This is a genomic window from Cryobacterium tagatosivorans (assembly GCF_004402215.1).
Classification (GTDB): Bacteria; Actinomycetota; Actinomycetes; order Actinomycetales; family Microbacteriaceae; genus Cryobacterium; species Cryobacterium tagatosivorans.
This window is the reverse complement of the sequence record NZ_SOEZ01000075.1, coordinates 56,030-80,408: the sequence shown is the minus strand read 5'-3', so window position 1 is coordinate 80,408 and position 24,379 is coordinate 56,030. Positions and strand designations below refer to the sequence as shown.

Below are 24,379 nucleotides of genomic sequence, written 5' to 3'. Positions count from 1 at the left end.
CCAGTGGTCGAGTTTGGGTGAGCGCGACTAGATGGCTGAACCGGGCGACGGCGCCAATGAGGCCTGGCGGCCTAGGGCAGCTTTGGCGCTGACTCGAAGCCTTCGCGAGTAGCGAACCTTTCCGGAGGTAAACGTCACCAGTCCGCGAACACTAGACACCCCATCGGCGTCCGCCCATTGTTCGATTTGATTCCAGGATGTCGACCATGTCAACTCCTTGCCCCCGGCCTCAAGCTGGTGGGGCAGCTCCTGGTCGTGGCTGCTGGTGTGGGAGTGCGAGCGTCGCCCGACTGTGCCAATTCCAATCGCGCGTATGGTCGTTGACGCGCGGCCCACATTCACTGCTGTGACGACAACTGTTGGCGTAGCACTCTTGGCCTGCTCGTGAGTGGAGGCGTATCGCTGCCATTTGGAGGCGGGCATCCATACTTCGCTGGGGGTTGAAGTTCTCTCTACTCCCGCAACAAGCGACTCGGCGGGAGTGAGCAGGGTGGCGCGAACTGAAAGCGTCACTCTCACAACGGCACCGGTGTTTCTAAAGTTGGCAATGCTCCACACGATGTTCCAGACCAGCGTCACAACGAGAGCAACAAAGGATAGGACTATGGCGAGTGTGACCTGCCATGGGTCGGCTTGATCAGCCGCAGGGATAAGGGGATCGATGAGAGCAACGAGCATGGCTAAAGCGTAGAGGCCCGCCACCTCCCCCCGAGAAGGACGGACTGGCGCGCGACGATTTACTGGAAGCCCAGTTTGGCCTGCTGACGAGCAGCGAGGTCGCCGTGGTCCTTGGCGCAAACCCTTCGGGCGGGTACGTCTAGTCCAAACGAGCCGCCGATGAGATCATCGGGGTCCTCCGGGGCCGGAGTTGCCGATTCCCCGGTTTTCAATTCGACCGCGACAGTGGGACCGTCCTGCCAGTCATTGCGCCGCTGATCGAGCTGGCGCACGCGAACCAATGGTCTGACGATGGTGGTGCTGTGGTTGCAGTCGCCGAACACGTTCTTCGAGGCAGAGGACCGGCCCGTCGACCATCTTCGGAGTCACCCAGACCTGGTCCTAGCCGCAGCACAAAACGCGTTCACGGCCGAATGGTGAGCTGCCCGACTGCCCCGAGATCGACCTACCTAGCGACCTCTCCGGCGAACCGTCCGCAAGGGCGCCTCGTCTGGTGTCACCGCAAGGGGGCGCCACGGTCTTGGGCGCGGGACGGCAATCGCAGTGGAATCGAAACTATACGGTCGCCGTATCGTATAAGGTTTCCGAACATTGGACCTGTGCGAGAACCAACACCTGGGGCCGGCGGGCCGCCCCCAGGAAGGCGGCGACATAATGGCCTGTTAGCGCCGAACGAAGCACACCGTTCGCCTAGCGCAGTGTGGATTCAGACATCTAGACGGACGTTACTGCGGCGCGCGCAGGTCGCGCGACCACGTTAGGCGGCGCTCCGTTTCAGGCTCGAGTTCGGTCGTCAGTGGCGGAAACCGAATGCCACCCGCCCTCAAGCTTCCGCGACTCTTCTTCGTTCACAATCAGGTCGAAGGCCGCATGGCGAATGCACGAATTTCCTCCACCTGTCCGACATGGAGTCCTTGCTGTGGGTGCGTCGCGACGAACAGGTTCCCCGCTCCGCCCACGACGTCCATGCTCCGCCGCTGTGGGCTCATCAACCCGTTCGCCTGGTTCATCAGCAAGTCGTCGACCATGATGATCGAACGTTGTCGAGAGCCTCTTCTCGCAGCCACTGACCAACGGCCCGCGCCTTCACCCACACACCCGCAGACATCTGGTCCCCGAACCGCGTTCCGATCTCGGCAACGTCATACGGCGCCCCGAGCAGACCGAGGGCAGGTGCGAGCAGCCGATTCGCCGCGCGATCCCATGTGCTCGCCCAGATCAGCCGCACGAGCCCCTCATCAATGAGCTTGTTGAGCTCCACCACGACTTCGGGGTGGAACCAGATTGTGGTCGGGTACGTCATGTCATCGGGGAAATCCAGGTCGAGCCGGACGGTTCGAAGCCGAGGATCGGCGGCGCCCGTGTCGGCCGGATAGGCGAGGAGGGAACCGTCAACGTCCATGAACAGGGGCACCGGACGAGCGACACTATTCGACATGATTGGCTCCGCTCGAGGACGTGAGGCGAGTTGTCAGTGGACTCCAGTCTCGTCCCTGACAGACACCGAGGACCGCATCACTCCACGTGCGCTCTGTGGCAGCTGGCCCTGCGTGTGGTCCTCGCCACCTACCGGTCAGCGGCGTGAGTCTGCGTGGCCGTGTACATATGCCGGCCGATCATGCCGCTCCAGAAGCGGAGCCCGTCGGTCGTCTTGCCCTCGGATCGAGTCACCCGAGTGTCGGCGGCTTCACGACCGAGCATCTGGGCTAGAAACCAATCCACCTGGGCATCGAAGCCAAGCTCATCCGGCACCTCAACACGGTGCGCGAGGTCAGTGTCATCTTCGTAAACCTCGATGACTGCCGTGACCCGCCCCCTTCGATTCGCGGCCAACCCTTCCGCCAGCGCGTCGGCGTCGTCGCGCATCTCGTAAACGCGAACTGCGGGGCCAAGGCCGACGGGCTCAATCTGCGCCCAGTCCTTGAGATCCAGGTGCGCGCGGCTTGCCCAAGCGGCGCACGCGTCCCCCGAACCGGCGAGGATGAATCGTGGAGAGTGGCGGACGATGCGTGTCATTTCGTCACGTTATCGCGGACCTCGGACACTGAGCAGTGACGTTCCTGAGCGGACCGGTCGGTCGATCACTTCTGGGGCGACACTGGGCGGCTCTGTCCGCAGCCAGCTCGAATTCGAACGCGAATGGCGAGCTCGCTGACAGCCCCGTTTGCCCGTCGACTTCGTCTCGAGCGTCCGCAAGGGCATGCCGTTCGGCGTAGCCGCAAGGTCTCGATTCCGCCCAGCGACTCATATTCCAGGATCAGCGCGGCCCCGGAGCCTGGGGTAGGGCCACATTCCTGGGCGGAAGGTGATCGCTCCTGAGGTCCGATCACACTGCTGCGAATCTATAACGTCGCCGTATATTATACGGCTTCTGCACATCGGGCCTCGGTGAGAGATTGACAGATCCGGAGGGCTCGGTCTCGACTGGTTTTGCACCCCGAGCGCTTCTGACGACCCTCGCTCTCGTTCGGTCATGCTCGTGTGGGCCTGACGTCAGACGTCAACACCCAAGTCGGAAGCGACGCTGACTGGCGTGGCGCATCGGCACTCGTCGCGACGCCGGCTGGTCTATTCCGCGATGAGGACGAAGCCTCGCCGCTTGCTTTCCTGGAAAGCATCACGGAGTTCCTGTTCAACTCGATGCTGGAGGTCCGCTGGCACCGCGCAACCGCTCCCGCCTCCCCCGCCAAGTCCGGAACCCTGATCTTCGGAGCACCGCAGCTCCGGTGGCATCTCACGGCGGAGCGGGAGGCAAAGCGGGTGGGTGTGCCCCGCTCGGCAGCGGAAGTGCACACTCACGTGATGGGTCGTGGGGTTCATGGTCGTTCCAATCGCTTGCGACGGTGCCCGAATGAAGCCGGCTGTACGACCAAGCGTGAAGCCACCCTCCGACATCCATCGACCGCGAGCCTGGAGCGTCAATCGGAGGCTCGACTGAAGGGCAGCGGGCACGTTACCCTGATTCCTAATCCGCGAGGTCAGGAGGCAACCCATGGGCAAGCCAACGCACCCCTTGGATGAGAGCGATTCCTCGGCGCCCGTCGAGACGACCCCCTCGCCGCAGCTCGCCCGGAGCCTGCAAGCGACTGCCGCCGTGTGGCGCCAGGTGAAGGCCGAGTTTGGCCTGCTGACGAGCAGCGAGGTCGCTGCGATCCTCGGCACTGACCCGTCGAACGGGAAGTACGTCTCGTCCAAGCAAGCCGCCAATGAGATCGTCGGCGTCCTCCGGGGCCGCGGATACCTCTTTCCCGGTTTTCAGTTCGACCGCGACAGGGGGACCGTCCTGCCGGTCATCGCCCGGCTGATCGAGCTGGCGCACGCGAACCAGTGGGATGAGGAGAGTCTGATCCTGTGGATGCAGTCCCCGTCCACGTCCTTCGAGGACGAGGCCCGGCCGGTCGACCACCTTCGGGACGACCCGGACGCGGTCCTGGCCGCGGCCAGGACCGCATTCGAGGCCGTCTGGTGAGCTGTCCCGCGGCTTTCCGGCCACGGTCGCCGGTCTTGACGTAATGGGACGTTATCGGCGAACGACACCCGCCTCAAAGACCCGGCACGCGACCTGCGCTGACGCACGACGGCGCGGGCGAAAGCCTGCTGAACGGATTCAGCGCATGGCCGTTCCCGCGCGATCCTTAAGAATGCTGCGGCGCGCTCGGGAGGAACTACTCTGTTCACATGAGCGAGCCTGTGACCCCAGCGGACCTGTCGCGCGATCTCCAAGTGACCCAGAAACGGATCCGTGATTATCTTCGCGAGAAATATGGAACGCTCCCGCCGCACGTGTCGCGCTGGTTGCTGACCGACGAGCAGGCCACGGACGTGCGAATCCACTTCAGGTCCTGACAACCCGGCGACGCGTCGCACCTCCAGAGAGAAACGAACTGCCGGGCGAATCAGCCAGCACGATCGAGGGTCGGCCTCGGTCGCGTCGAGGCGGCCGAGGCCGACCCTCATCGCTGCCGGCGGGCATCCGGGCATGAATCGTTCGACATCAGCGGAGGTACCGCACGACGGCATCCACAGCATCCTGCTCGGTGGCTGTGAAAACGAAAGGATCCCAGGGCCCGGCGGCCTGCGATTCAGAATCAGCGAACTGCTGGCGGTCACCGTAGCCAACATAGAAAGCATCCGTGTAAGCGGCCCGGATCAACTCCGGCAGTCCGATCGGAGCCACGACACGCTCGGCATGGCGTGTCCCCCCAGGGTTCGCGACATGCTGAGCAGCCAGATTCCAACCCACCTGGTAAGCGGTCAGCAGCAGGCGCAGGTGTGGTCGCGGATCGATTTCTGTGTCCACGATGACAGCGAGAACCAGTGTGGCGACGGGGAGTTGGTGCGTCTCGTAACCGACGAACCCAGGGACGCTGATGTCCAGCCGGAGGTCTACTGCAATTCGGGTTTCGTGCATGGGAAGCTCCTCGCGATCAGACTCCAGTGAACCGCCTGCCACCGACATGCACCGCACTCCACTGGCGGTGCGTCCGCAGGAGTGCGCTTCAGGCATTGCCGTCGACCGCCGCGGCCCGTTCCGCCAGCGGGCATTTGGTGCACCCCCCGGTCTTCACGCGGTTCGGGACTGGCTGGTGCTGTTTGTGTCCGTGCCTGCACTGCCAGTGGCGTTTGGTGTTCCCGGGCAGGACTTCGGAAGGTTCGACATCGTTCGTCGCCCAGTCCCAATCCAGCATGAGCAGCGGGTAGCGGATGGCAACGTCGTTGAACCCAGGCCACACTTTCCTGTTTGCGCAGTATGGGCAGCTCTGGCCGGCCCGGCGTTTGACAATGACCTGTTCGAAGTCGTGCTTGTTGTTGCAGAGCCACCACGCCTTCTTCCCGCTGCCTGCAAGCTCGGTGCTGGGCGTGCGTGTTCCGTTCTTGGTGGGGTGCCATTCTTCCGACAGCCCAGGGTCAATGTCAGCCAGCGTGTTGAAGCCGAGGAGCGGCTCCAGATTCGCGCAGTATCGGCAGCCCTTCCCCGCCACACGATTAGTGATGAGTGCGTCGTACGGGTGACCTTCATCGCAAAGCCACCAGAACTTGGTTCGACCGTTCCCTGCCACGACATGCTGCGGCGTCTTGTCCCCGTTCATCGTCGGATGCCAGGTTGCAGCGACACGCGGATGTGTGGTTTCCAGGTCGTTCGTGCCGACCTCGATTTTCAGGTTCGCGCACACTGGGCACGCCTTGCCGGAGGCGCGGTTATCCAGGGTTGCCGGGTACGCATGCTCGTTGACGCACAGCCACCAAATCGAGGTTCCCGAGCCGGCCAGAACACGCCCGGGGGTAAGAGTCCCGTTCCGCTCATGGTGCCATTCGAACGACAGGGCGGTGTCGGTCAGGAGCAGTCCGGTCTTCCCCCATTCGACCACGTGTCCGGCGCACACCTGGCAGCCTCGGCCTTTGACCCTGTTGTTCACCGATTGCCCGAACCTGTGCCCAAACGCACACCGCCAGGTGGCCTTCAGCGGGCTCCCGAGCGTAAGTTTGCTCATGTCCACGCGGCGGTTCCCGGCCATGTCCCAGCCGAGTTCCGCGAGGACCGTGCGCAGCTGCACCCCTTCATGCCGATATGGACAGCTGGTCACCCCGCTACTCGCGCTAGCCGTGCCTGCCGGGTGAAGATGCCCTCGGTCGCACGTGAATCCAGGGATGTCGCTCCCTGACGTTGCCGTGCGGCCTGTGTGGTCGGTTCGTTCTGTGTGTTCGAAGAGTGCGGCGTAGTACCCGACGGGCTCGGCGCTCGTTCGTGAGGCCGTCGCGGAGGCGCCGACCGGATGCTTAGTGCGGATGTCGTGCTGGATTGCGGATGCGCTGTTGCCGCTGGCCGTCTCGGCGCGACCCCTCGCGCGGAGCATCATCGGACGCAGGTAGCTCCACAGGTAATCCACCACCCAGCCTGCGCCCTCGTGGACAATGCTGCTGACAACTGCGTTGAGGGTCGCTCGAGCCTGAGCGGAAGCCTGGTCGGGTGCGAAGAATCGCTCGATAAAGGTTCTTGATGTGACCTCTCGTGCCACGTGGACGAGGAGTCTGTACTCAGCGCCGTCCAGCTCGAGTGCGCTCCCCTCTCGCACGCGGCGAAGCACGAATGCCTCCGTCACTGCGGCGAGCAGTGGGGCGTCAATTCGACCTTTCCGGACGAGTTTCCGAAAGAGGACGTCCGCTTCGACGGCATCCGAACCGACCTGGTACTGGGCGTCGGGCGCCGTTCCTGGTCCCACCCACAGGTGGTGACGAAGGCATACGTTGCCGTCGAGGTGCGGGTGCAGCTGAACACTTGCACCCACAGCACACAGCCGGCACATGTACTGGTCAGAGATCCCGGTGAAGCAGCGTTCGCACGTGGCGCCATCAGAATGCAATGGGACGGCAGTCCGGTGGCGCTCGAAGAACCCTTCGTCCAGTCCCCCCTTCCACTCGGCGGTGCGTTCAACCGCCTCGCAGCTCGACAGCCCCGGGTTGTTGTGGGCGACGGCACTCACGAGCAGCGCGGCCTTGTCCTCGGTCAGGAAATTCGACTCAACCAGCCGCGCAAGATGGCTAGCCGCCGTCTCCCTGTGGAGTGGACGCGCTCGGATGGGCAGTGGGCGCTTGAGGTCATGCAGCACGCGGCACCTTCTTCGCATTGGGCTGCTTCTTCTTCGCGCGCTCGATTTCTTTCAATCCCTCTGACTGCTGGGTCGCGGTGATGTCCAGCTCGATTCGGTCGAGTCGTTCAATGGTCAACTTCTCTGCCCGGGGTCCGGGACTCTCGAAGAGGATGTCCTGCGCTCCGCCCATAAGGAGCCGCGCGAGCGAGTTGATATTTCCCTGTGTCCGGTCGAACAGGTAATCTGCTTCCGGAATGGCGAGGTCGCCGGGTTTGTGGCTGTAGAGCAGCAATTCGTTCTCGAACGAGGCCACGATGGACCGCCATGCTTTCCGTTCTTCCGGATTTCCGACGGTGTAGGGCTGCAGCACGGCGTGGGATGCGCGGCCCGCGATTTGCTGGCCACAAATACCGGACATCATGTCGCCTTCGTGGATATTGAATCCGGTGTAGAGAAACGTCGCATGCACGCTGTTCGTGAGGTCCTTCAGCATGCTAGCGCTTCCTACACTCGCGAGATTCTTGCCGCTGAGGTTCTGCAATTCGTCAACGACAACGAGCCTGGTCCGCGCCGCGTTGAGGTGACGTACGACGAGGTACTCGATGTCCTCCTTCGAGTCTCGGGTGCCGACCGGCAGCCCCAGAAACCTCGCAAAGCGAGACATCAAGGCTTTCGGTGTCGTGCCGGCAGGAACGTCAATGCACACAACCGGGATGTGATTGCGCTTTTCCCAGTCTGGGACTTCCTTCTCATACTTGTCGAACACGGCACGCATGGCGCCAATCGCGGCAGTTGTCTTCCCCATTGTCGGTCGCCCTGAAATCATGGTGCCGACACGGCCGACGTGCCGCTTTCGGTTGTACCGGAGGGCAAACAGGACCATTTCCTCGATGGCCAGTACCTGCGGAGTTGAAATCACCACGTCGCTCCCGAGATAGTCAAGGCGGAGGTCGTCAATGCCCATCCGTTCCTCTTCCGACATGGCCACATAGGCTTCCATCGTGGGCATGGTCGGTCGAACCGCTGGATGACGCAGGTATTCAAGAAGACCGTCAACCGTGTCAAGCTGCAGAATGTCGTCGTCAGAGAAGAGCTTCAACTCGACACCGCCTTGTTGCCGGTGGTGCCGTGAATGTCAAAGTCCCGCTCATCGATGGGAGTCGCGGCAGTGCCGTGAACCTCGTACGCCGTTTCGTCCGTCGCTTCCGCTGCTGACATCAGCACCGGCGCAGGCATTCCGCTGAGTTCGTTCCGCTGTTCGGCGACCTTGTTGCGTTCGGCCTCGTCGTCCATCTGCGTTCTGGCTGCCCTGGTCGATGCGAGCACATCTTGCGTCAGCCGCAGCATGCTGGAGTCACCGGTCATCCCCATGTCCTCAAGGATTCGCTTCGCTTCAGTTCGGATGTGGCGGGAGAACGGTTTAGAGAACGCATCTCCGTTCATCCACGAGCATTCAATCCACAACTCGGTGAACGGGTCCATCACCCAGACCGCGCCCGGGTTGTACGGGTCATAGTGCACCGCCCACTTACCGTTGTGAGCTGCGTCGGAGGATTTCAAGAGGCGGTAGGGGTGCAGGAGTACTGAGTCGTAGCGCCGGTAATCGAGCGTGATTCCGTCGGCTTGGATGGTGATGTACTTCACCGGCATCAGGGAGATATAGTCGTCGGCGGTCAAGGGGATGGGCACATATCCAGTCAGCTCGAACATGGCCATGTACATCGAGTTCGGCGTGTGCACGATGCTCGGCTCGATAGGGTCACGCAGGCCCTCGTGCGGACGGTTCTGCCAGACGAGAGTCACCCAGCGGTCGAACAGCTCGCTGAGAGTGTAGATGTCCAGCAGCCCCTCATCGGCTGCAGGGTTGGTGCCCCGGTTCGTGACAGTTCCCCCCGTGAAACCCGGGAGGTGCTGGGCAAACATGGTCTTGATGGAGCCAAAGGTCCGTTCCACGATGGCCTTGTCCGTGGGGGTGTATGTTGACGACTCCGTGATGTCGAACCCGAGTTGCTCGCAGGCAGCGCGGAAGACTGTGGATACGTAGTCAGACCCGTTGTCGGTCATGATGCGCTGCGGAACGATGAACGGCTGCGCAGTCTCATACTGTGCGGCCTCTTCCGGCTCGAGGAGCTTCGCCCAGGGCATCACGGGCAGTTCGTACTTGGTGAAGTGCTCGCCGCCCGGTCGAAGGGGACGAGGAACGACTGCCTTCGCCAGGAGCAGCGCGTGGTCGACTCCCTTCGATGCCTTCATGACGACGCTAGTTGCGATGATGGACCGCGTCGCCTTGTCGACCATGATGGTGAGCACTGCTCGTTTCGGCTTGCCGGTTCCGTTGAGGACCATGATGTCGAAAGGCGATGAGTCGATTTGAACTTCGTGTCCGGGCATAATCGCGGGGCGGCTCTCGAACATCCGGTCTGGGGCGTTGGCTTTCGACCGGCGGTTGGCGGCGTTTCCGAAGGTGTACTGCCCCTTGGTCAGGATGTTGATGTAGCGCCACAGGCTCGTGTGAGGCGGGACGGCAACGCCCTCGCCAGGGAAGCGCCTCAGGAGCTCTTCGCGCAGGTTTTCTGTGATGCGCTCGACCGACCCTGATGAGGCGTTCTTCTCTCGGGCAATGACAATGCGCAGTGCCTCCAAGACGCGGGCGTCGAGTTTGGCCAGAGGCTTCGGCTTGCGGAGCTTGCGCTGGTCGACAAGACCAGCCGTGCCCGACGTCCGGTAGTCGGCAATGCGCCGCCGGAGCGTGCGCATGGAGATGCCGTTCCCAAGCGACGCCAATTCGACGGTCTTTGCAGTCATCCGCTGGGACAGGCTCGTTCGCTTCGGGTCGTACTCCTCGCGAGGCTCGTCTTCCGAACCATCCGTGCGCCTGCCCACGAGCACCTCCTGAATGTGAAGAGCAAGAAATTCAGCATCGGCGCGCCCCTGTCCCGAGACCTTGTCAAGGTCTCGAGGCTCAACGGCGAGCGCCTCAAGCGGTTCCTCCAGCATCAACGGCATCTCGCTGATTGGTGTGACGCTGTATTCGCCCGTGTCCACATTGCGGAACTTCAGGAGGCCACCGTTGACCCCCGCGAGCGTGTGGTTCCCAGTAGTCAAGCGCACCACGGTACCGAGCTGCAGGTTTCGAATCTTGTGCATGTCAGGCCTTCCAGATAGGGGTTGCGGGGGACAGCGGTTGTGCGATGTCAAAGCAGATGTGGCGGGTCCACATCATGTGGTAGAGCTGCGGGAGGTATCTAGCCGGGGATTTCAAGTCCAGGAGCCGGAGCACGTCGGCGAGGGGACGGGCCTCCGTCAGGAACGAAAGGACTCGCTCCGACAGCACGCCATCCGGCGAGCACCGTTGATGCCGGTACGCCGCAAGCCACTCGAGGTTGTGACGGACGACTTGGTGTACTCCCGCGAACACCTCGTAACGCCATCCCGTCTTCTTGCACAATTCCCTGGTCTTACCAAATTGCACTGCGGCCTTTTCATCGATGCGCTCTAACGGCCGCACGTCGTAGAGGACCTGTGAACCGTCGTCGTGGACCGAGAAGAAATCCGGGTAGTGGCGCGTACCGTCAGCGAAAAAGATGCACATGGGCTGGGCCGCAATGGCCCGAACCGGGTGCTGGTAGTCAAGCCACATCAGCGCCGTGTACTCGGTCATGGACTCGTACCAAACGTGCTTGCCGGTCCGTGCAAACCAGTAGTAGCCCTCGTAGTGGCGGCGGTGCTGATATTTCGCCGCCTGCCGCGACAGCCGCGCGGTATGGAGGTTCAGCTTGGTGGCGCCCTTGTCCGCGGTCGCGTGCCGAGGCTTGCCCGTGGCATCCGTCCAAACGAGAACGTCCCGTTTGGCGATGGTGGTGACGTTCTTGAAACCGTCCGGTCGTTTCCTGTTATTGAGTGTCATGCCTAGTTCATGCGCGGGACCCTAATGCCCGCGACGCTTTTTGTCCCGAATCGCGCCCAATTTCATCAAAATAGCTGGAAAAAGTCTCGTTAACGCGTTTTGGCTATTGGTAGGCGGATTGGGTGGTTCGCTATGCTCTGACCATGACTGATCCCCGATTTCGCCCGCGTGCGTACACCCACGAGCCAGGTGCATTCGGAAAGGCCGCAATCATCGAATGGATTCTGCCGGCGAGTGCGTTCGTGCAAGACCGAGTCCAAGCTGCTTGGCTTCAGCACATATACGCCGCGCGAATCACCAGGATGCTTCGGAAGAAGAAAATGACGCTCACGGCGTATGCCGACACCGCCGGTGTCGGTTACGACCGGATGTCGAAAGTGCTCAGGGGTGAGGCCGTGATGCGACTCGAAGACCTCGCCCAATCCGAACGGATCCTCGGAGGCATCCTCGGTCCCCTGCCAGAGAGCCCCGTTCGCGCGTGGGACGGCGACGACTACTGAAGCCTCCCGCCTTAGAGAACATCGCCTAGACCGTGCCTGTAATCGGCGTCGCTATTCGCGAGGCCACCATGTCTGGATTCTCTGCGGCTTCCAAACAGCAACGTAGCCATCACGTCCACCGACTCTCTGGTGCGACCGTCACCGTGGATGGCATTGAATTGCGACGTTGCGTCGCGGGATGTGTTCCAGCCTCAAGCCATAGAGTCGAAGCTGGGGCCGCGTCGGGCGGCGCCAACAAGTCGATTGGCTATTCCCGTAATGACGCAGCAGGCAGTCTCACAGCAGAACAACGCGAACTTTATCTGGTCCATCGCCGACCTCCTTCGTGGGCCGTACAAGCCGCACCAGTACGGGGCAATCGTGCTTCCGTTCACGATCCTGCGCCGCCTCGACTGTGTATTGGACCCGACGAAGCAAGCTGTACTCGACGAGCTGAGAAAGCGCGGCGATTCCCCGGCCGCTGCAGTGTTTCTAACCAAGGCATCCGGCAATAGTTTCTACAACACGTCGGCCTTCACCCTGCAGTCCCTGGTTGGCGACTCGGCATCGATAAAGGCGAACCTGGTCGACTACCTCCACGGCTTCTCAGAAAACGTCCGAGACATCTTTGAGCGCTTCGAATTCGAGAAACAGATCGAGAAGTTGGATGCCGAGGATCTCCTCTACCTCCTCACTCAACGCTTTGCAGCCATCGACTTGCACCCACAGAAGGTGTCGAACATCGAGATGGGCCTCATGTTCGAAGAACTCATCCGCAAGTTCGCAGAAAATTCGAACGAAACAGCCGGCGAACACTTCACCCCGCGTGAAGTCATCCGACTGATGGTGAGCTTGCTGTTCATTGCCGACGACGAGGCGCTCAGCGAAAAGGGTGTCGTGCGCTCGATCTACGACCCAACCGCCGGAACCGGCGGCATGTTGTCTGTCGCCGATGAGTACTTGCTCGGCCACAACCCCGATGCCCGACTCGTCATGTACGGCCAAGAGATCAACGGCGAGTCCTACGCCATCTGCAAAGCAGACCTCGTCATCAAAGGTCAGGACATAAATCACATCGTGCTCGGTGACACTCTTACCGACGATGGACTCGTTGGCGAAACCTTTGACTACTGTCTCTCGAACCCACCTTTCGGCGTTGACTGGAACAAGCAGAAGCCAGCCGTCCTCAAGGAACACGAGGAGCACGGCTTTGAGGGCCGTTTCGGACCCGGACTTCCACGCGTATCCGACGGGTCCCTATTGTTCCTGCTTCACCTGGTGAAGAAGTTACGTCCGAAGGTCAAGGGTGGCGGCCGCGCCGGCATCGTTCTCAACGGTTCCCCGCTATTCACCGGAGGGGCGGGCTCCGGCGAGTCAGAGATCCGCCGCTACCTGCTGGAAAACGATCTCCTCGAGGCAATCGTCGCCCTGCCAACCGACATGTTCTACAACACCGGCATCGCCACCTACCTGTGGATAATCGACAACGACAAGCGGCCGGAACGTCGCGGCACTGTGCAGCTGATCGACGGCACCAGCTTCTCGCACAAAATGCGCAAAACTCTCGGCTCCAAACGCAAGGAACTCGGTCCCCAGGACATCGCTCGCATCGTGCAGCTCTACGGGGGTGCCGAAGAGTCAGACTTGTCCAAGACCTTCAAGAACGAGCACTTCGGTTACCGCACTATTACGGTGGCGCGCCCGCTGCGCCTTAACTGGGCACTTACACCTGAACGTCTTGGGACTGCACTAAAGGCCAAGGCTTTTGTCAAGCTCACCGATGCGGACCGCCAGGCGCTCTTCGCCGCACTGGCGGAACCCGTCGAAACCAAGCCGGTGACAGATGCGGCTGCTCTTGCGAAAAGGGTGAAGCAGCACACCTCGACTGCCGGCGTCCTCCTCACCGCTCCCCAGTTGAAGGCCCTCCTCACGGGCCTTTCGGAGCGCGACGATTCAGCCCCGCTCGTTACGGATGCCAAAGGGAACACCACGCCCGACACGGATGCCCGCGATACCGAGAACGTGCCCCTCGGCGAGGACATCCACGAATATTTTGCCCGCGAAGTGCTTCCGCATGCGCCGGATGCTTGGATTGACGAATCGAAGACGAAGATCGGCTATGAGATCCCTTTCACCCGATATTTCTACACTTACGTCCCACCACGCCCTCTCGATGAGATCGACGCAGACCTCAACAAGCTCATTGGAGAGATCACCGAGCTCCTGAACGAGGTCGAGAAGTGACCTCTAGGCCATATAACGCATACGTGAATACGGACATCGAGTGGCTGGGGAGAGTGCCGGCCACTTGGCTCGTCAAGCCGATCAAGCTGGTGGCCGAGATGATTGCGGGCGGGACGCCTGACACCGAGAACCGAGACTACTGGGCGGAACCGGAGTCTGGAACAGGGTGGGTGGCAATTTCGGACATGAGCACGACTGCCTCGGTTGTCAGTACGACGAAGACTTTGACCGACGCTGGCATCGCTGCGGCACGCCTCACTCCGGGCGAGGCAGGCACAGTCCTCTTCGCAATGTATGCGAGTGTCGGTGAGGTATCTCAACTAGCCATGCGCGCCACTTGGAATCAAGCATTGCTGGGGCTCCAACCGATAGAGGGGGTGGTGAGTTCCCAGTTTTTGTTCTATGCGCTGAAGAGTGCCAAAGCTCAGCTCCCGTTCCTCTACCGGAGCAACACACAAAACAACCTAAATGCGCAGCAGGTCTCGAACATCAAGCTACCGATTCCATCGGTCGCTGAGCAGAATCAAATTGTCGCCTACTTGGGCGTCCAGACGGCGAAGATCGACATGCTCATCGAGAAGCAGGAGCGGTTGGTCGAGACGCTGGCCGAGCGGCTCGATGCGGGGTGGTCCTCAGCCGTCAGCGACTTGATGCGCGACTTCCCGAGCGCGCCCTTGCGGCGAGTCATCGAGTCGATAGTGGATGGCCCGTTCGGCTCGTCGTTGACATCCGCACACTATTCGGACGGCGGCGCGAGCGTTGTACGACTGGGCAATATCGGGATAGATGAATTTAAGATGGTTGACCGAGCGTTCGTACCCCTCGAGTACGCGCAGTCATTGAGCGCGCATGCGATGCGACCGGGTGACATCGTGGTGGCTGGCCTCGGTGACGAACGGATGCCTCTTGGTAGAGCAGCAATTGTCCCAGAAACTTTTGGCACCGGAATCGTCAAAGCTGACTGCTACCGGGTGCGTCCGGGGCCCCGAGTTACCGCCGAATATATAAGTTGGGTGCTGTCTTCACCGCAATCTCGGACACAATTCCGTGCTTTGAGTCGCGGCTCAACTCGCCAACGTCTGAATACCCAGGTTGTGCGAGACGTGGTGATTCCGATACCCACTCTGGCAGTACAAACAGATGCAGTGGCTCAGGCCCACGGAGCCCGGGAGGCGAATTCGACGCTCGCAGCGAAGGCCCGCGAGATGATCGACATACTCAAAGAACGGCGCCAGGCGCTGATCAGCGCAGCGGTGACGGGGAAGATCGACGTGAGGGGGCTCGTCTGATGGATAAGCATAACGAGTATTGGTTCGAGGATGAACTGGCTGTCTATCTGGCGGCCACAGGGTGGGAGTATTCGACGGATGACACGGGCTACGACCGAGAGCTGGCACTCTTCCCAGACGACGTATTCGGCTGGTTGGAGGACACCCAGGGCTCCGCGCTCGCCCAGCGGATCAAGACGTCCGACCCCGAGCCGCTTCGAGCGAAGGCCAGGAGGCAACTGCTGACCCGTCTCACCCAGGTGCTCGACAAGCCCTTTGAACAGGGCGGCGGCACGCTCAGCGTGCTGCGACACGGGTTCAAGGACGTGTCGACGCAGTTTGATATGTGCCAGTTCCGCCCATCGCAGCAGCTGAATCCGGCCACGCTGGTGCGCTATGCCCAGGTTCGACTGCGTGTCATGCGCCAGGTTCACTACTCGACATCGAATCAGAAGAGCCTCGACCTGGTGTTCTTCGTCAACGGGTTGCCGGTGGCGACCATGGAGGTGAAGACGGATTTCACGCAGTCGGTCGAGGATGCAATCATCCAGTACCGGAAGGACCGCACCCCGAAGGACCTTGTCACCAAGAGGAGAGAGCCGCTTCTCGGCTTCGGAAACAGGGCACTGGTCCACTTCGCCGTCTCCAACTCAGAAGTGTGGATGAGTACTCGGCTCGACGGGGAAAAGACTACTTTCCTGCCATTCAACATGGGAAATGATGGCGGCAAGGGAAACCCCCCGAACCCCGACGGCTCGCCTACTTCATACTTATGGGAGCGGGTCTTGCAGCGAGATTCTTGGCTAGAGATCATTGGCAAGTTCCTCCACGCCAGCTCCTGGAAAGAAACGGACGCCGTGACCGGCGAGGTGTCTGCGAGGGAATCCCTGCTGTTCCCCAGATTCCACCAATGGGAGTCAGTGACCTCGCTAGTGCAGGCCGCTCGCGAGGAAGGCCCTGGACATCGGTACCTGATCCAGCACAGCGCCGGCTCGGGCAAGACGAACTCGATTGCTTGGACAGCCCACCAACTGAGCTCACTGCACGATGCGGCCGGCAAGAAGATGTTCGACTCTGTGATCGTTGTCACCGACCGCACCGTGCTGGACGACCAGTTGCAGGACGCGATCTACCAGATCGACCACAAATCCGGGGTAGTGGTCCCGATCACGCGCGGCGGCGCGGACTCGAAGTCCGCAGCGTTGACGAAGGCCCTCACCGACCGCGCGCAGATCATCATCGTCACGATCCAGACGTTCCCCTTCGCGCTCAAGGCGATTAGGACATCCGGGGCGCTCGTCGGTCGCAGCTTTGCAGTCATTGCCGACGAGGCCCACTCATCGCAAACCGGCAACACCTCCGCGCAGCTTAAGCACGTGCTCTCGCCAGACGAACTCGCCGACCTGGCAGATGGGGGCGAGATCGATATTGAAGCATTGCTCGCCGCAGAAATGGCCGAGAAGGCGACCGCCGCCAACATCAGCTTCTTCGCATACACGGCCACCCCGAAAGCGAAGACCTTGGAGCTGTTCGGGCGCCTTGGTGACGACGGGTTGCCGCACCCGTTCCATGTCTACACGATGCAGCAGGCCATTGAGGAGGGGTTCATTCTCGACGTTCTACAGAATTACACACCATACAAACTCGCGTTCAAACTCGCGCACAACGGTCGCGAATACGACAGCGAAGACCCGCTGGTCGATAAGACCCAGGCGGCCAAGGACATCATGCGGTGGGTGAAACTCCATGATTACAATATCGCGCAGAAGGTCGCTGTGATCATCGAACACTTCCGCGACAACATTGCCTGGCGCCTCAACGCGCAAGCCAAGGCCATGGTCGTAACCGGCAGTCGCATCGAGGCCGTGCGCTACAAACGAGCCTTCGACAAGTACGTCAAGGACCGTGGGTACGTTGGGCTGCAGGCGCTCGTCGCGTTTTCCGGTGAGGTGACGGATCTGGAGGCCGGCGAGCTGTCCGTGACCGAAGCCACAATGAATCCAGGTCTCAAGGGACGCAGCCTCCCTCAGGCGTTTGCCAGTGGCGACTATCAGGTCATGTTGGCGGCCAATAAGTACCAGACTGGGTTCGATCAGCCGTTGCTCGTAGCCATGTACGTGGACAAGAAGCTGTCCGGAGTGACCGCCGTGCAAACCTTGTCACGGCTCAACCGCACCGCAACGGGCAAAGACCAAACATTCGTTTTGGACTTCGTCAACGATCCACAGGAAATCCTCGCGGCCTTCCTTCCGTATTACAGGCAAGCATCGCTCGCCGATGTCTCCGACCCGAACATCATCCACGACCTGCAGAACAAACTCGACCAGGCCCTTATCTACGAAGAGTCCGAAGTCGATGGCGCCGCGAAGGCGTGGGTGTTCGACCAGGGCAACAACATACTCACCTCGTGGCTGACTCCCGCTAAGCAGCGTTTTGCTGGCCAGTACGCTGCCGCGGTCGCTGCTGCAGATGCCTCGCGTCTTGAGGAGCTGGAACTCTTCCGCAGCGATCTGAACTCATTCATCCGGGCGTACGATTTCCTCTCTCAACTCATCAACTACCACGACACTGGCCTCGAGAAGCGATCGATTTTCTACCGGTTGCTCGCACCACTGATCAGCAGCGAGAACCGCGACCGCTCGATCGACCTCTCCGGGGTCAAACTGACGCACTACAGCCTTCGACCGGAAGAGGCCGAGGATTTGCAACTCTCAGATGACGGCGACCCGCTCAAGCCGTTCTCGGCCGCGGGTTCGGGCACCGCTATGGATCCGGAGTTCGTTCGTCTGCGTCAAGTCATAGACAAAATGAACACGCTCTTCGAAGGCGATGCGCTGACCGAAAACGACCTCGTCGGCTTCACCGGATACGTTGGCGGCAAGTTCGCTGAGAACTCAGTGCTGCGTGGACAGGCGAAGGCGAACACCCTAGAACAATTCTTGGGCAGCCCCGATCTGACCGAGGCATTCCAAGATGCGGTTATCGCCTCAGATGAGAACTTCCGTTCCATGAGCGAGCAGGTGCTCGGCAGCAAGAAGATCCAGAAGGCGATACTTGAGCTGCTTGCACGCGAGTTCTACGGAAAGCACGGGCGCGCCGGCGCAGCCTAAATCGAACAGTAAGGGAGTGTGCTTGACCTCGAAGGGGAGGAGTGTGACCGTGGCAATCGGGCGTCACGCCATACAGTCCGGATGCGACTTCGTGGGCCAAGGGGGCTGGTAGCCCTCTGGCCATTGAGTGGCATGGTCCCAGTATCCGGCACTTTCGAGTTGCGAATGCTCCCATCCGACAGTTCCGCTCAGGTTTGTGCCGCTGAGGTCGGCCTCATCGAGGATCGTCTCCCGGAGATTGGCGCCTCTAAAGTCAGCCTCTTGCAGAATGGCGCCGGCCAGATTGGCGCCCTCGAAGTTCGCATTCTCGAATTTCGAACACAGGAAATAAGCCCCCTGGAGTTGCGAATCCTTGAAGTTCGCCGACGCCGCCTCTGCGTACGACATGTGGGCACTGTCCCACGTCACGTCGGAGAAGTCCGCCCCAGCAATGTTCGCTGACAGGAGGTGAGATTCACCGATTCGGGCTCTGTGCAGCCTCGCTCCAGTCAAGACTGGATACATGAGACGAAGATGGCTTACTTCGATCCCAGTCATATCGCGGTTCGAAAAATCGATTCCTTCAATATAGGGGCCAGAATACGTTGTGAGTTCAGAGACCACTTGGAGCGCTACTCGAATGTCCACGGGGAGTGGACTTCCACTTCCGGGAGCCGCCACGGCCAGATTGTCTGATTGATGCTTAATGAACGAGGCCAAAACCAGCGCCACTGTATCCCGATCACGGGTCGAATCGGCGGCCAGGCGCCCCAGAGCGTGGATCCCACCAATGCGAGTAGCCACGCTCGCGAGATCCCCGATGTGGTCAATCGCTGCCGTGAAACGATCAGTCCGGTTGGAGTCCCGGTCGAGTTCCTGCCGCGTGAAGGTCAAGTACAGAGTGACCAGGGCAATGACGCCACCAGCACACCACAGGACTGACTGGCGAAAATTCGCCACGGCCGATTCGCGGACCGAGCCAGTCACGCCGGGCATTTGGAATGTGACGATTTGGACGGGGAAAACGAAAGCCACGATAAGTGCAGCCAGCACAGCGGCAGAGGCGCAAACCAGGTAGCCCTTTCTCGTCATGCGCCAGCGACCTGACGGATACCTGAGCCGTAACCCGGAGGCGACAGAGATTGCGAGAAGCCCTCCCCCGCACAGTAGGACTCCTAGTCGCAGGGCATCGACGGCAGCCTGCGCCCCGCCGCCTCTAACTTCTGGAAACTGCCATGAAACAAGTGGCTCGGCGGCCAGAAGCAAAATGAGCAAAACGAGGGCAAGCGCCCAGCGCACCCACCGTCCGCTCCTCAGGAAATCAGTGACGTAATACTTGCCACCCGGCTTCCTCAGGATGTTGCGTGCTTTGCGCGCAACCGCTATGGCTACAAAACTAGTAAGGCAACCGGCAAGTGCCCAAAACCGCAGGTGAGCGGCGCTTGCAGGGAGATCCATGGCACCTGAAGCGGACAGCGCGCGGGCAATGGGCGCCGGAAAAACAAACACACCCAGGATCACGACTCCGATGGCGGTTCGGAACAAAGCCCACCGGATGCTCCACACCCAACCCGCAGTTGCTCGATGGCCAAGTGCTGACCTCATCGAGAGCCCCTTTCGTCACGGTTATCGTTCTGCTCAGCCGATGATGGATACGAGCGTTCTTGTCTAGCTGGATGAGCGGCGCTTACGGCGCCGCGATGAGGTCACAGGCCAACGTTGCTCGCCCTCACCGACGCTCACACTGAATCTGCCGCCGTGCTCGATTCACGCGGTTGGCAAATGGCCCGAGCCCGGGTCCGTTGGCATAGCCCTGGCAGCACTGACGAGGGCTGAACTCACACTCTTCGCGTAGTTGGACCGTTCCAAGATAGTTGTCACACTGGCCACGCAATCAAACTTGTGACAACTATCTTGGAACGTTGGCCAACTGCATCGGTATCTCACAGTGCGCCCAGGGGCTGCTGCGCTGCTCCTTAGAAGTCCCAGTCCGAGTCTTCGGTGTTGACGGCCTTGCCGATGACGTACGAGGAGCCGGACCCGGAGAAGAAGTCGTGGTTCTCGTCGGCGTTCGGTGACAGGGCCGACAGGATCGCCGGGTTCACGTCGGTGACCGACTTCGGGAACATGGGCTCGTAGCCGAGGTTCATCAGCGCCTTGTTGGCGTTGTAGTGCAGGAACTTCTTGACGTCCTCGGTCAGGCCGACCTCGTCGTAGAGGTCCTGCGTGTACTGGATCTCGTTCTCGTAGAGCTCGAACATCAAGTTGAACGTGTAGTCCTTGATCTCGTCGCGACGCTCCTGGGAGACCCGTTCGAGACCCTTCTGGAACTTGTAGCCGATGTAGTAGCCGTGCACCGCTTCATCCCGGATGATCAGGCGGATGAGGTCGGCCGTGTTGGTGAGCTTGGCGCGGCTCGACCAGTACATCGGCAGGTAGAAGCCCGAATAGAAGAGGAACGACTCGAGCAGGGTCGAGGCGACCTTGCGCTTGAGGGGGTCGTCGCCCTGGTAGTACTCCATCACGATGGAGGCCTTCTTCTGCAGGTTCACGTTCTCGGTCGACCAGCGGAACGCCTCGTCGATCTCCTTCGTGGAAGCCAGGGTCGAGAAGATCGACGAGTAGCTCTTCGCGTGCACCGACTCCATGAACGCAATGTTCGTGTAGACGGCTTCCTCGTGCGGGGTGATCGCGTCGGGGATGAGCGAGACGGCGCCGACGGTGCCCTGGATCGTGTCGAGCAGGGTCAGCCCGGTGAACACGCGCATGGTGAGCTGCTGCTCGACCGGGGTGAGCGTGTTCCAGGACTGCACGTCGTTGGAGAGGGGGATCTTCTCGGGCAGCCAGAAGTTGTTGACGAGGCGGTTCCAGACCTCGACGTCTTTCTCGTCTTCGATCTTGTTCCAGTTGATCGCGTCAACGTGGGAGACGAGCTTGAGCTTGTCAATCATGGGTATCTTCCTTCAGTGGTTCGTAAATCGAGCTTGTCGAGATCGGCATTCGTGGTCTCGACAAGCTCGACCACCGGTGCATACGTTAAGGCTGTCGCCTTAAAGCATACAGCTGACGCAATTGTCCACCTCTGTGCCTTCCAGCGCGAGCTGGCGGAGACGGATGTAGTAGATGGTCTTGATGCCCTTGCGCCAGGCGTAGATCTGGGCCTTGTTGATGTCGCGGGTGGTCGCGGTGTCCTTGAAGAAGAGCGTCAGCGACAGGCCCTGGTCGACGTGCTGGGTAGCAGCCGCGTAGGTGTCGATGATCTTCTCGGCGCCGATCTCGTACGCGTCCTGGTAGTAGTCCAGGTTGTCGTTCGTGAGGAACGGCGCCGGGTAGTAGACGCGGCCGAGCTTGCCTTCCTTGCGGATCTCGATCTTCGAGGCGATCGGGTGGATCGACGAGGTCGAGTTGTTGATGTAGGAGATCGACCCGGTCGGCGGCACGGCCTGCAGGTTCTGGTTGTAGATCCCGTGCTCCATGACGGATGCCTTCAGCTCGGCCCAGTCGGCCTGGGTCGGGATCGCCACGCCGGAGGTCTCGAACAGCTCGGAGACCCGCGGGGTCGCCGGCGTCCAGGCCTGGTCGGTGTACTTGTCGAAGAAGGCGCCGGATGCGTAGGTCGAGTCCTCGAAACCATCGAAGGCACGGCCGCGCTCGATCGCGAGCTTGTTCGAAGCCCGCAGCGCGTGGAACACCACCGTGTAGAAGTAGATGTTGGTGAAGTCGATGCCCTCTTCGCTGCCGTAGTAGATGCGCTCACGGGCGAGGTAGCCGTGCAGGTTCATCTGGCCGAGGCCGATGGCGTGCGACTTGTCGTTGCCGTCCTCGATCGAGCGAACCGAGGAGATGTGGCTCTGCTCGGAGACCGAGTTGAGGCCGCGGATCGCGGTCTCGACCGTGTGGCCGAAGTCGGGCGAATCCATCGACAGGGCGATGTTCATCGACCCGAGGTTGCAGGAGATGTCCTTGCCGATCTTGTCGTACGACAGGTCCTCGTTGTAGGTCGTCGGGGTGGCGACCTGAAGGATCTCCGAGCACAGGTTGGACATGTTGATGCGGCCCTTGATCGGGTTCGCCGCGTTGACGGTGTCCTCGAACATGATGTACGGGTAGCCGGACTCGAACTGGATCTCGGCGAGCGTCTGGAAGAAGTCGCGGGCCTTCATCTTCGACTTCTTGATGCGCGGGTCGTCGACCATCTCGTGGTACTTCTCGCTGACCGAGATGTCGGCGAACGGCACGCCGTAGACGCGCTCGACGTCGTACGGCGAGAACAGGTACATGTCCTCGTCCTTCTTCGCGAGCTCGAAGGTGATGTCCGGGACGACAACGCCGAGGGACAGCGTCTTGATGCGAATCTTCTCGTCGGCGTTCTCACGCTTGGTGTCGAGGAAGCGCATGATGTCGGGGTGGTGCGCGTGCAGGTACACCGCGCCGGCACCCTGGCGGGCGCCGAGCTGGTTGGCGTAGCTGAAGGAGTCTTCGAGGAGCTTCATCACGGGGATGATGCCGCTGGACTGGTTCTCGATCTGCTTGATCGGCGCGCCGGACTCACGGATGTTGGTGAGCAGCAGCGCGACGCCGCCGCCACGCTTGGACAGCTGCAGCGAGGAGTTGATGGCGCGGGAGATCGACTCCATGTTGTCTTCGATGCGAAGCAGGAAGCAGGACACGAGTTCGCCGCGCTGCGCCTTGCCCGAGTTGAGGAAGGTCGGGGTGGCCGGCTGGAAGCGACCGGCGATGATCTCCTCGACGAGGGAAACCGCGAGCTTCTCGTCGCCCTGGGCGAGACCGAGCGCGGTCATCACGACGCGGTCCTCGAAGCGCTCGAGGTACCGCTTGCCGTCGAAGGTCTTCAGCGTGTACGAGGTGTAGTACTTGAACGCGCCGAGGAAGGTCTGGAAGCGGAACTTCTTCTCGTAGGCGAGGTCGTTGAGCTTCGTGATGAACTCGAACGAGTACATGTCGAGAACGGCCTGCTCGTAGTACTCCTTCTCGACCAGGTAGTCGAGGCGTTCGCGCAGCGAGTGGAAGAACACCGTGTTCTGGTTGACGTGCTGCAGGAAGTACTCCCGCGCGGCCTCACGGTCCTTGTCGAACTGGATCTCGCCGTTCGGGCCGTACAGGTTGAGCATGGCGTTGAGGGAGTGATAATCCATCTCCGCGCCAACGGGCGAGGAGAGCGGCGTCGACTTCACGGCTGTTGCTTCCAAAATGATTCCAATCCTTCGTGGACGATGCGCACATCGTCCGGTGTTCCGAATACTTCAAATCGATACAGGTGGGGAACGTTGCACTTCTCGGCGATGATGTCCCCCGCGAGGCAGTACGCCTCGCCGAAATTCGTGTTGCCGGCGCTGATCACGCCGCGGATCAGTGAGCGGTTCTTCTCATCGTTGAGGAACCGGATCACCTGCTTGGGGACCGCTCCCCCCTGTCCGCCCCCGCCATAGGTCGGGATGCAGAGCACGTAAGGTTCCTCGGCCTGCAGCGGCTCGTCCCTGGCGTAGAGCGGGATGCGCGCCGCGGGAAGGCCGAGCTTCTCCACGAACCGGCGGGTATTGCCGGACGTGCTGGAGAAATAGACAAGCTCAGTCATTGGGCACCCCCTCGGTGGTTGGGAGCCGGCCGGTTGGACGTGTCGAAACTACGCGATACGTGCGGCCAGCTCGTTGATCTTGTCCGGGCGGAAACCGGACCAGTGGTCCTCGTCGGTGATGACAACCGGAGCCTGCAGGTAGCCCAGGGCCTTGACCGCCTCGAGCGCCTTCTCGTCGACCGACAGGTCGAAGATCTCGTACTCGAGGCCCTTGTTGTCCAGGGCACGGTATGTCGCCGTGCACTGCACGCAGGAAGGCTTGGTGTAGACCGTAATTGCCATCGCTGGGGGCCTCTCTCTGGCTCAAAAGGTGTGGATTCAGGTGTTCGGTTTATGCGCCGAACTGTTGATTCAATACTACATCTAGTGATTGAGCCTAGGAACGGCCACTACATGCAGTAATTACAATTATGTGGTTATCCACCGACATTCCACCGGTTCTGCACAGCCTCGGCGGGCTCGGTTGGGCCATTTTCCGCGGTGCCGCGGCGAGTTATCCACAGGCCCGAAAGGGGGTGCCCGGTTTCC

19 protein-coding genes are annotated in these 24,379 nt (G+C 61.0%); 6 read left to right on the top strand and 13 right to left on the bottom strand.

The features are described from left to right. Positions 1-737 precede the first annotated feature (737 nt). From E3O23_RS15565 to E3O23_RS15555, 3 genes are all read right to left on the bottom strand, one after another. On the bottom strand, positions 738-950 hold the full coding sequence (locus tag E3O23_RS15565; RefSeq protein WP_134492574.1) for a hypothetical protein: 213 nt from the start codon (positions 948-950) through the stop codon (positions 738-740). Between the two features lie 737 nt (positions 951-1,687). Continuing rightward, the gene (locus E3O23_RS15560; protein ID WP_134492572.1) at positions 1,688-2,116 is read right to left on the bottom strand and encodes an HAD domain-containing protein; all 429 of its coding nucleotides are present in this window, start codon (positions 2,114-2,116) and stop codon (positions 1,688-1,690) included. Positions 2,117-2,244: 128 nt separating this feature from the next. Then, the gene (locus E3O23_RS15555) at positions 2,245-2,694 is read right to left on the bottom strand and encodes a hypothetical protein (protein WP_134492570.1); all 450 of its coding nucleotides are present in this window, start codon (positions 2,692-2,694) and stop codon (positions 2,245-2,247) included. A 976-nt stretch (positions 2,695-3,670) separates the two neighbouring features. Here E3O23_RS15555 and E3O23_RS15550 point away from each other — a divergent pair. Both E3O23_RS15550 and E3O23_RS18210 read left to right on the top strand, forming a co-directional pair. Further along, complete coding sequence (locus E3O23_RS15550) at positions 3,671-4,147, top strand: hypothetical protein (protein ID WP_134492568.1); 477 nt, start codon at positions 3,671-3,673, stop codon at positions 4,145-4,147. Positions 4,148-4,356: 209 nt separating this feature from the next. Continuing rightward, complete coding sequence (locus E3O23_RS18210) at positions 4,357-4,524, top strand: hypothetical protein (RefSeq protein WP_166790541.1); 168 nt, start codon at positions 4,357-4,359, stop codon at positions 4,522-4,524. A gap of 148 nt (positions 4,525-4,672) precedes the next feature. Here E3O23_RS18210 and E3O23_RS15545 read toward each other — a convergent pair whose 3' ends face one another. The 5 genes from E3O23_RS15545 to E3O23_RS15525 form a co-directional block, all read right to left on the bottom strand. Next, the gene (locus tag E3O23_RS15545) at positions 4,673-5,089 is read right to left on the bottom strand and encodes a hypothetical protein (RefSeq protein WP_134492566.1); all 417 of its coding nucleotides are present in this window, start codon (positions 5,087-5,089) and stop codon (positions 4,673-4,675) included. 88 nt (positions 5,090-5,177) lie between these two features. Beyond that, complete coding sequence (locus E3O23_RS15540; protein WP_166790540.1) at positions 5,178-7,286, bottom strand: zinc-ribbon domain-containing protein; 2,109 nt, start codon at positions 7,284-7,286, stop codon at positions 5,178-5,180. Then, positions 7,276-8,367, bottom strand: a complete 1,092-nt coding sequence (locus E3O23_RS15535; protein ID WP_134492562.1) for an ATP-binding protein — start codon at positions 8,365-8,367, stop codon at positions 7,276-7,278. Before E3O23_RS15535 ends, E3O23_RS15540 begins: the two co-directional genes overlap by 11 nt. After that, positions 8,364-10,415 (bottom strand): DDE-type integrase/transposase/recombinase, encoded by a 2,052-nt coding sequence (locus E3O23_RS15530; protein ID WP_134492561.1) that lies wholly within the window; start codon positions 10,413-10,415, stop codon positions 8,364-8,366. The genes E3O23_RS15535 and E3O23_RS15530 overlap by 4 nt, the downstream gene beginning before the upstream one ends. Position 10,416: 1 nt before the next feature. Then, positions 10,417-11,175: a TnsA-like heteromeric transposase endonuclease subunit gene (locus E3O23_RS15525; RefSeq protein WP_134492559.1), complete on the bottom strand. Its 759-nt coding sequence runs from the start codon at positions 11,173-11,175 to the stop codon at positions 10,417-10,419. Between the two features lie 143 nt (positions 11,176-11,318). On the opposite strand from E3O23_RS15525, the gene E3O23_RS18205 reads away from it, so the two are divergent. From E3O23_RS18205 to E3O23_RS15505, 4 genes are all read left to right on the top strand, one after another. Further along, positions 11,319-11,675: a helix-turn-helix domain-containing protein gene (locus E3O23_RS18205; RefSeq protein ID WP_166790539.1), complete on the top strand. Its 357-nt coding sequence runs from the start codon at positions 11,319-11,321 to the stop codon at positions 11,673-11,675. A 258-nt stretch (positions 11,676-11,933) separates the two neighbouring features. Further along, entirely contained in the window at positions 11,934-13,898 is a 1,965-nt protein-coding gene (locus E3O23_RS15515) for a type I restriction-modification system subunit M (RefSeq protein ID WP_134492555.1), read from the top strand. 23 nt (positions 13,899-13,921) lie between these two features. Continuing rightward, complete coding sequence (locus tag E3O23_RS15510; RefSeq protein WP_134492553.1) at positions 13,922-15,187, top strand: restriction endonuclease subunit S; 1,266 nt, start codon at positions 13,922-13,924, stop codon at positions 15,185-15,187. Further along, positions 15,187-18,276 carry a type I restriction endonuclease subunit R gene (locus tag E3O23_RS15505; protein WP_134492551.1) on the top strand — a complete coding sequence of 1,030 codons (3,090 nt, stop codon included), beginning with the start codon at positions 15,187-15,189 and terminating at the stop codon, positions 18,274-18,276. Before E3O23_RS15510 ends, E3O23_RS15505 begins: the two co-directional genes overlap by 1 nt. 63 nt (positions 18,277-18,339) lie before the next feature. Here the strand turns inward: E3O23_RS15505 and E3O23_RS15500 are convergent, their stop codons facing one another. From E3O23_RS15500 to nrdH, 5 genes are all read right to left on the bottom strand, one after another. Next, the gene (locus E3O23_RS15500) at positions 18,340-19,776 is read right to left on the bottom strand and encodes a pentapeptide repeat-containing protein (protein WP_166790538.1); all 1,437 of its coding nucleotides are present in this window, start codon (positions 19,774-19,776) and stop codon (positions 18,340-18,342) included. 455 nt (positions 19,777-20,231) lie between these two features. Beyond that, complete coding sequence (gene nrdF, locus E3O23_RS15495; RefSeq protein ID WP_134492547.1) at positions 20,232-21,206, bottom strand: class 1b ribonucleoside-diphosphate reductase subunit beta; 975 nt, start codon at positions 21,204-21,206, stop codon at positions 20,232-20,234. Positions 21,207-21,305: 99 nt separating this feature from the next. Then, entirely contained in the window at positions 21,306-23,411 is a 2,106-nt protein-coding gene (nrdE, locus tag E3O23_RS15490; RefSeq protein ID WP_134492669.1) for a class 1b ribonucleoside-diphosphate reductase subunit alpha, read from the bottom strand. Between the two features lie 35 nt (positions 23,412-23,446). Beyond that, entirely contained in the window at positions 23,447-23,851 is a 405-nt protein-coding gene (gene nrdI / locus E3O23_RS15485) for a class Ib ribonucleoside-diphosphate reductase assembly flavoprotein NrdI (protein WP_134492545.1), read from the bottom strand. 48 nt (positions 23,852-23,899) lie between these two features. Further along, complete coding sequence (gene nrdH / locus E3O23_RS15480) at positions 23,900-24,133, bottom strand: glutaredoxin-like protein NrdH (RefSeq protein WP_134492543.1); 234 nt, start codon at positions 24,131-24,133, stop codon at positions 23,900-23,902. Positions 24,134-24,379 lie beyond the last annotated feature (246 nt).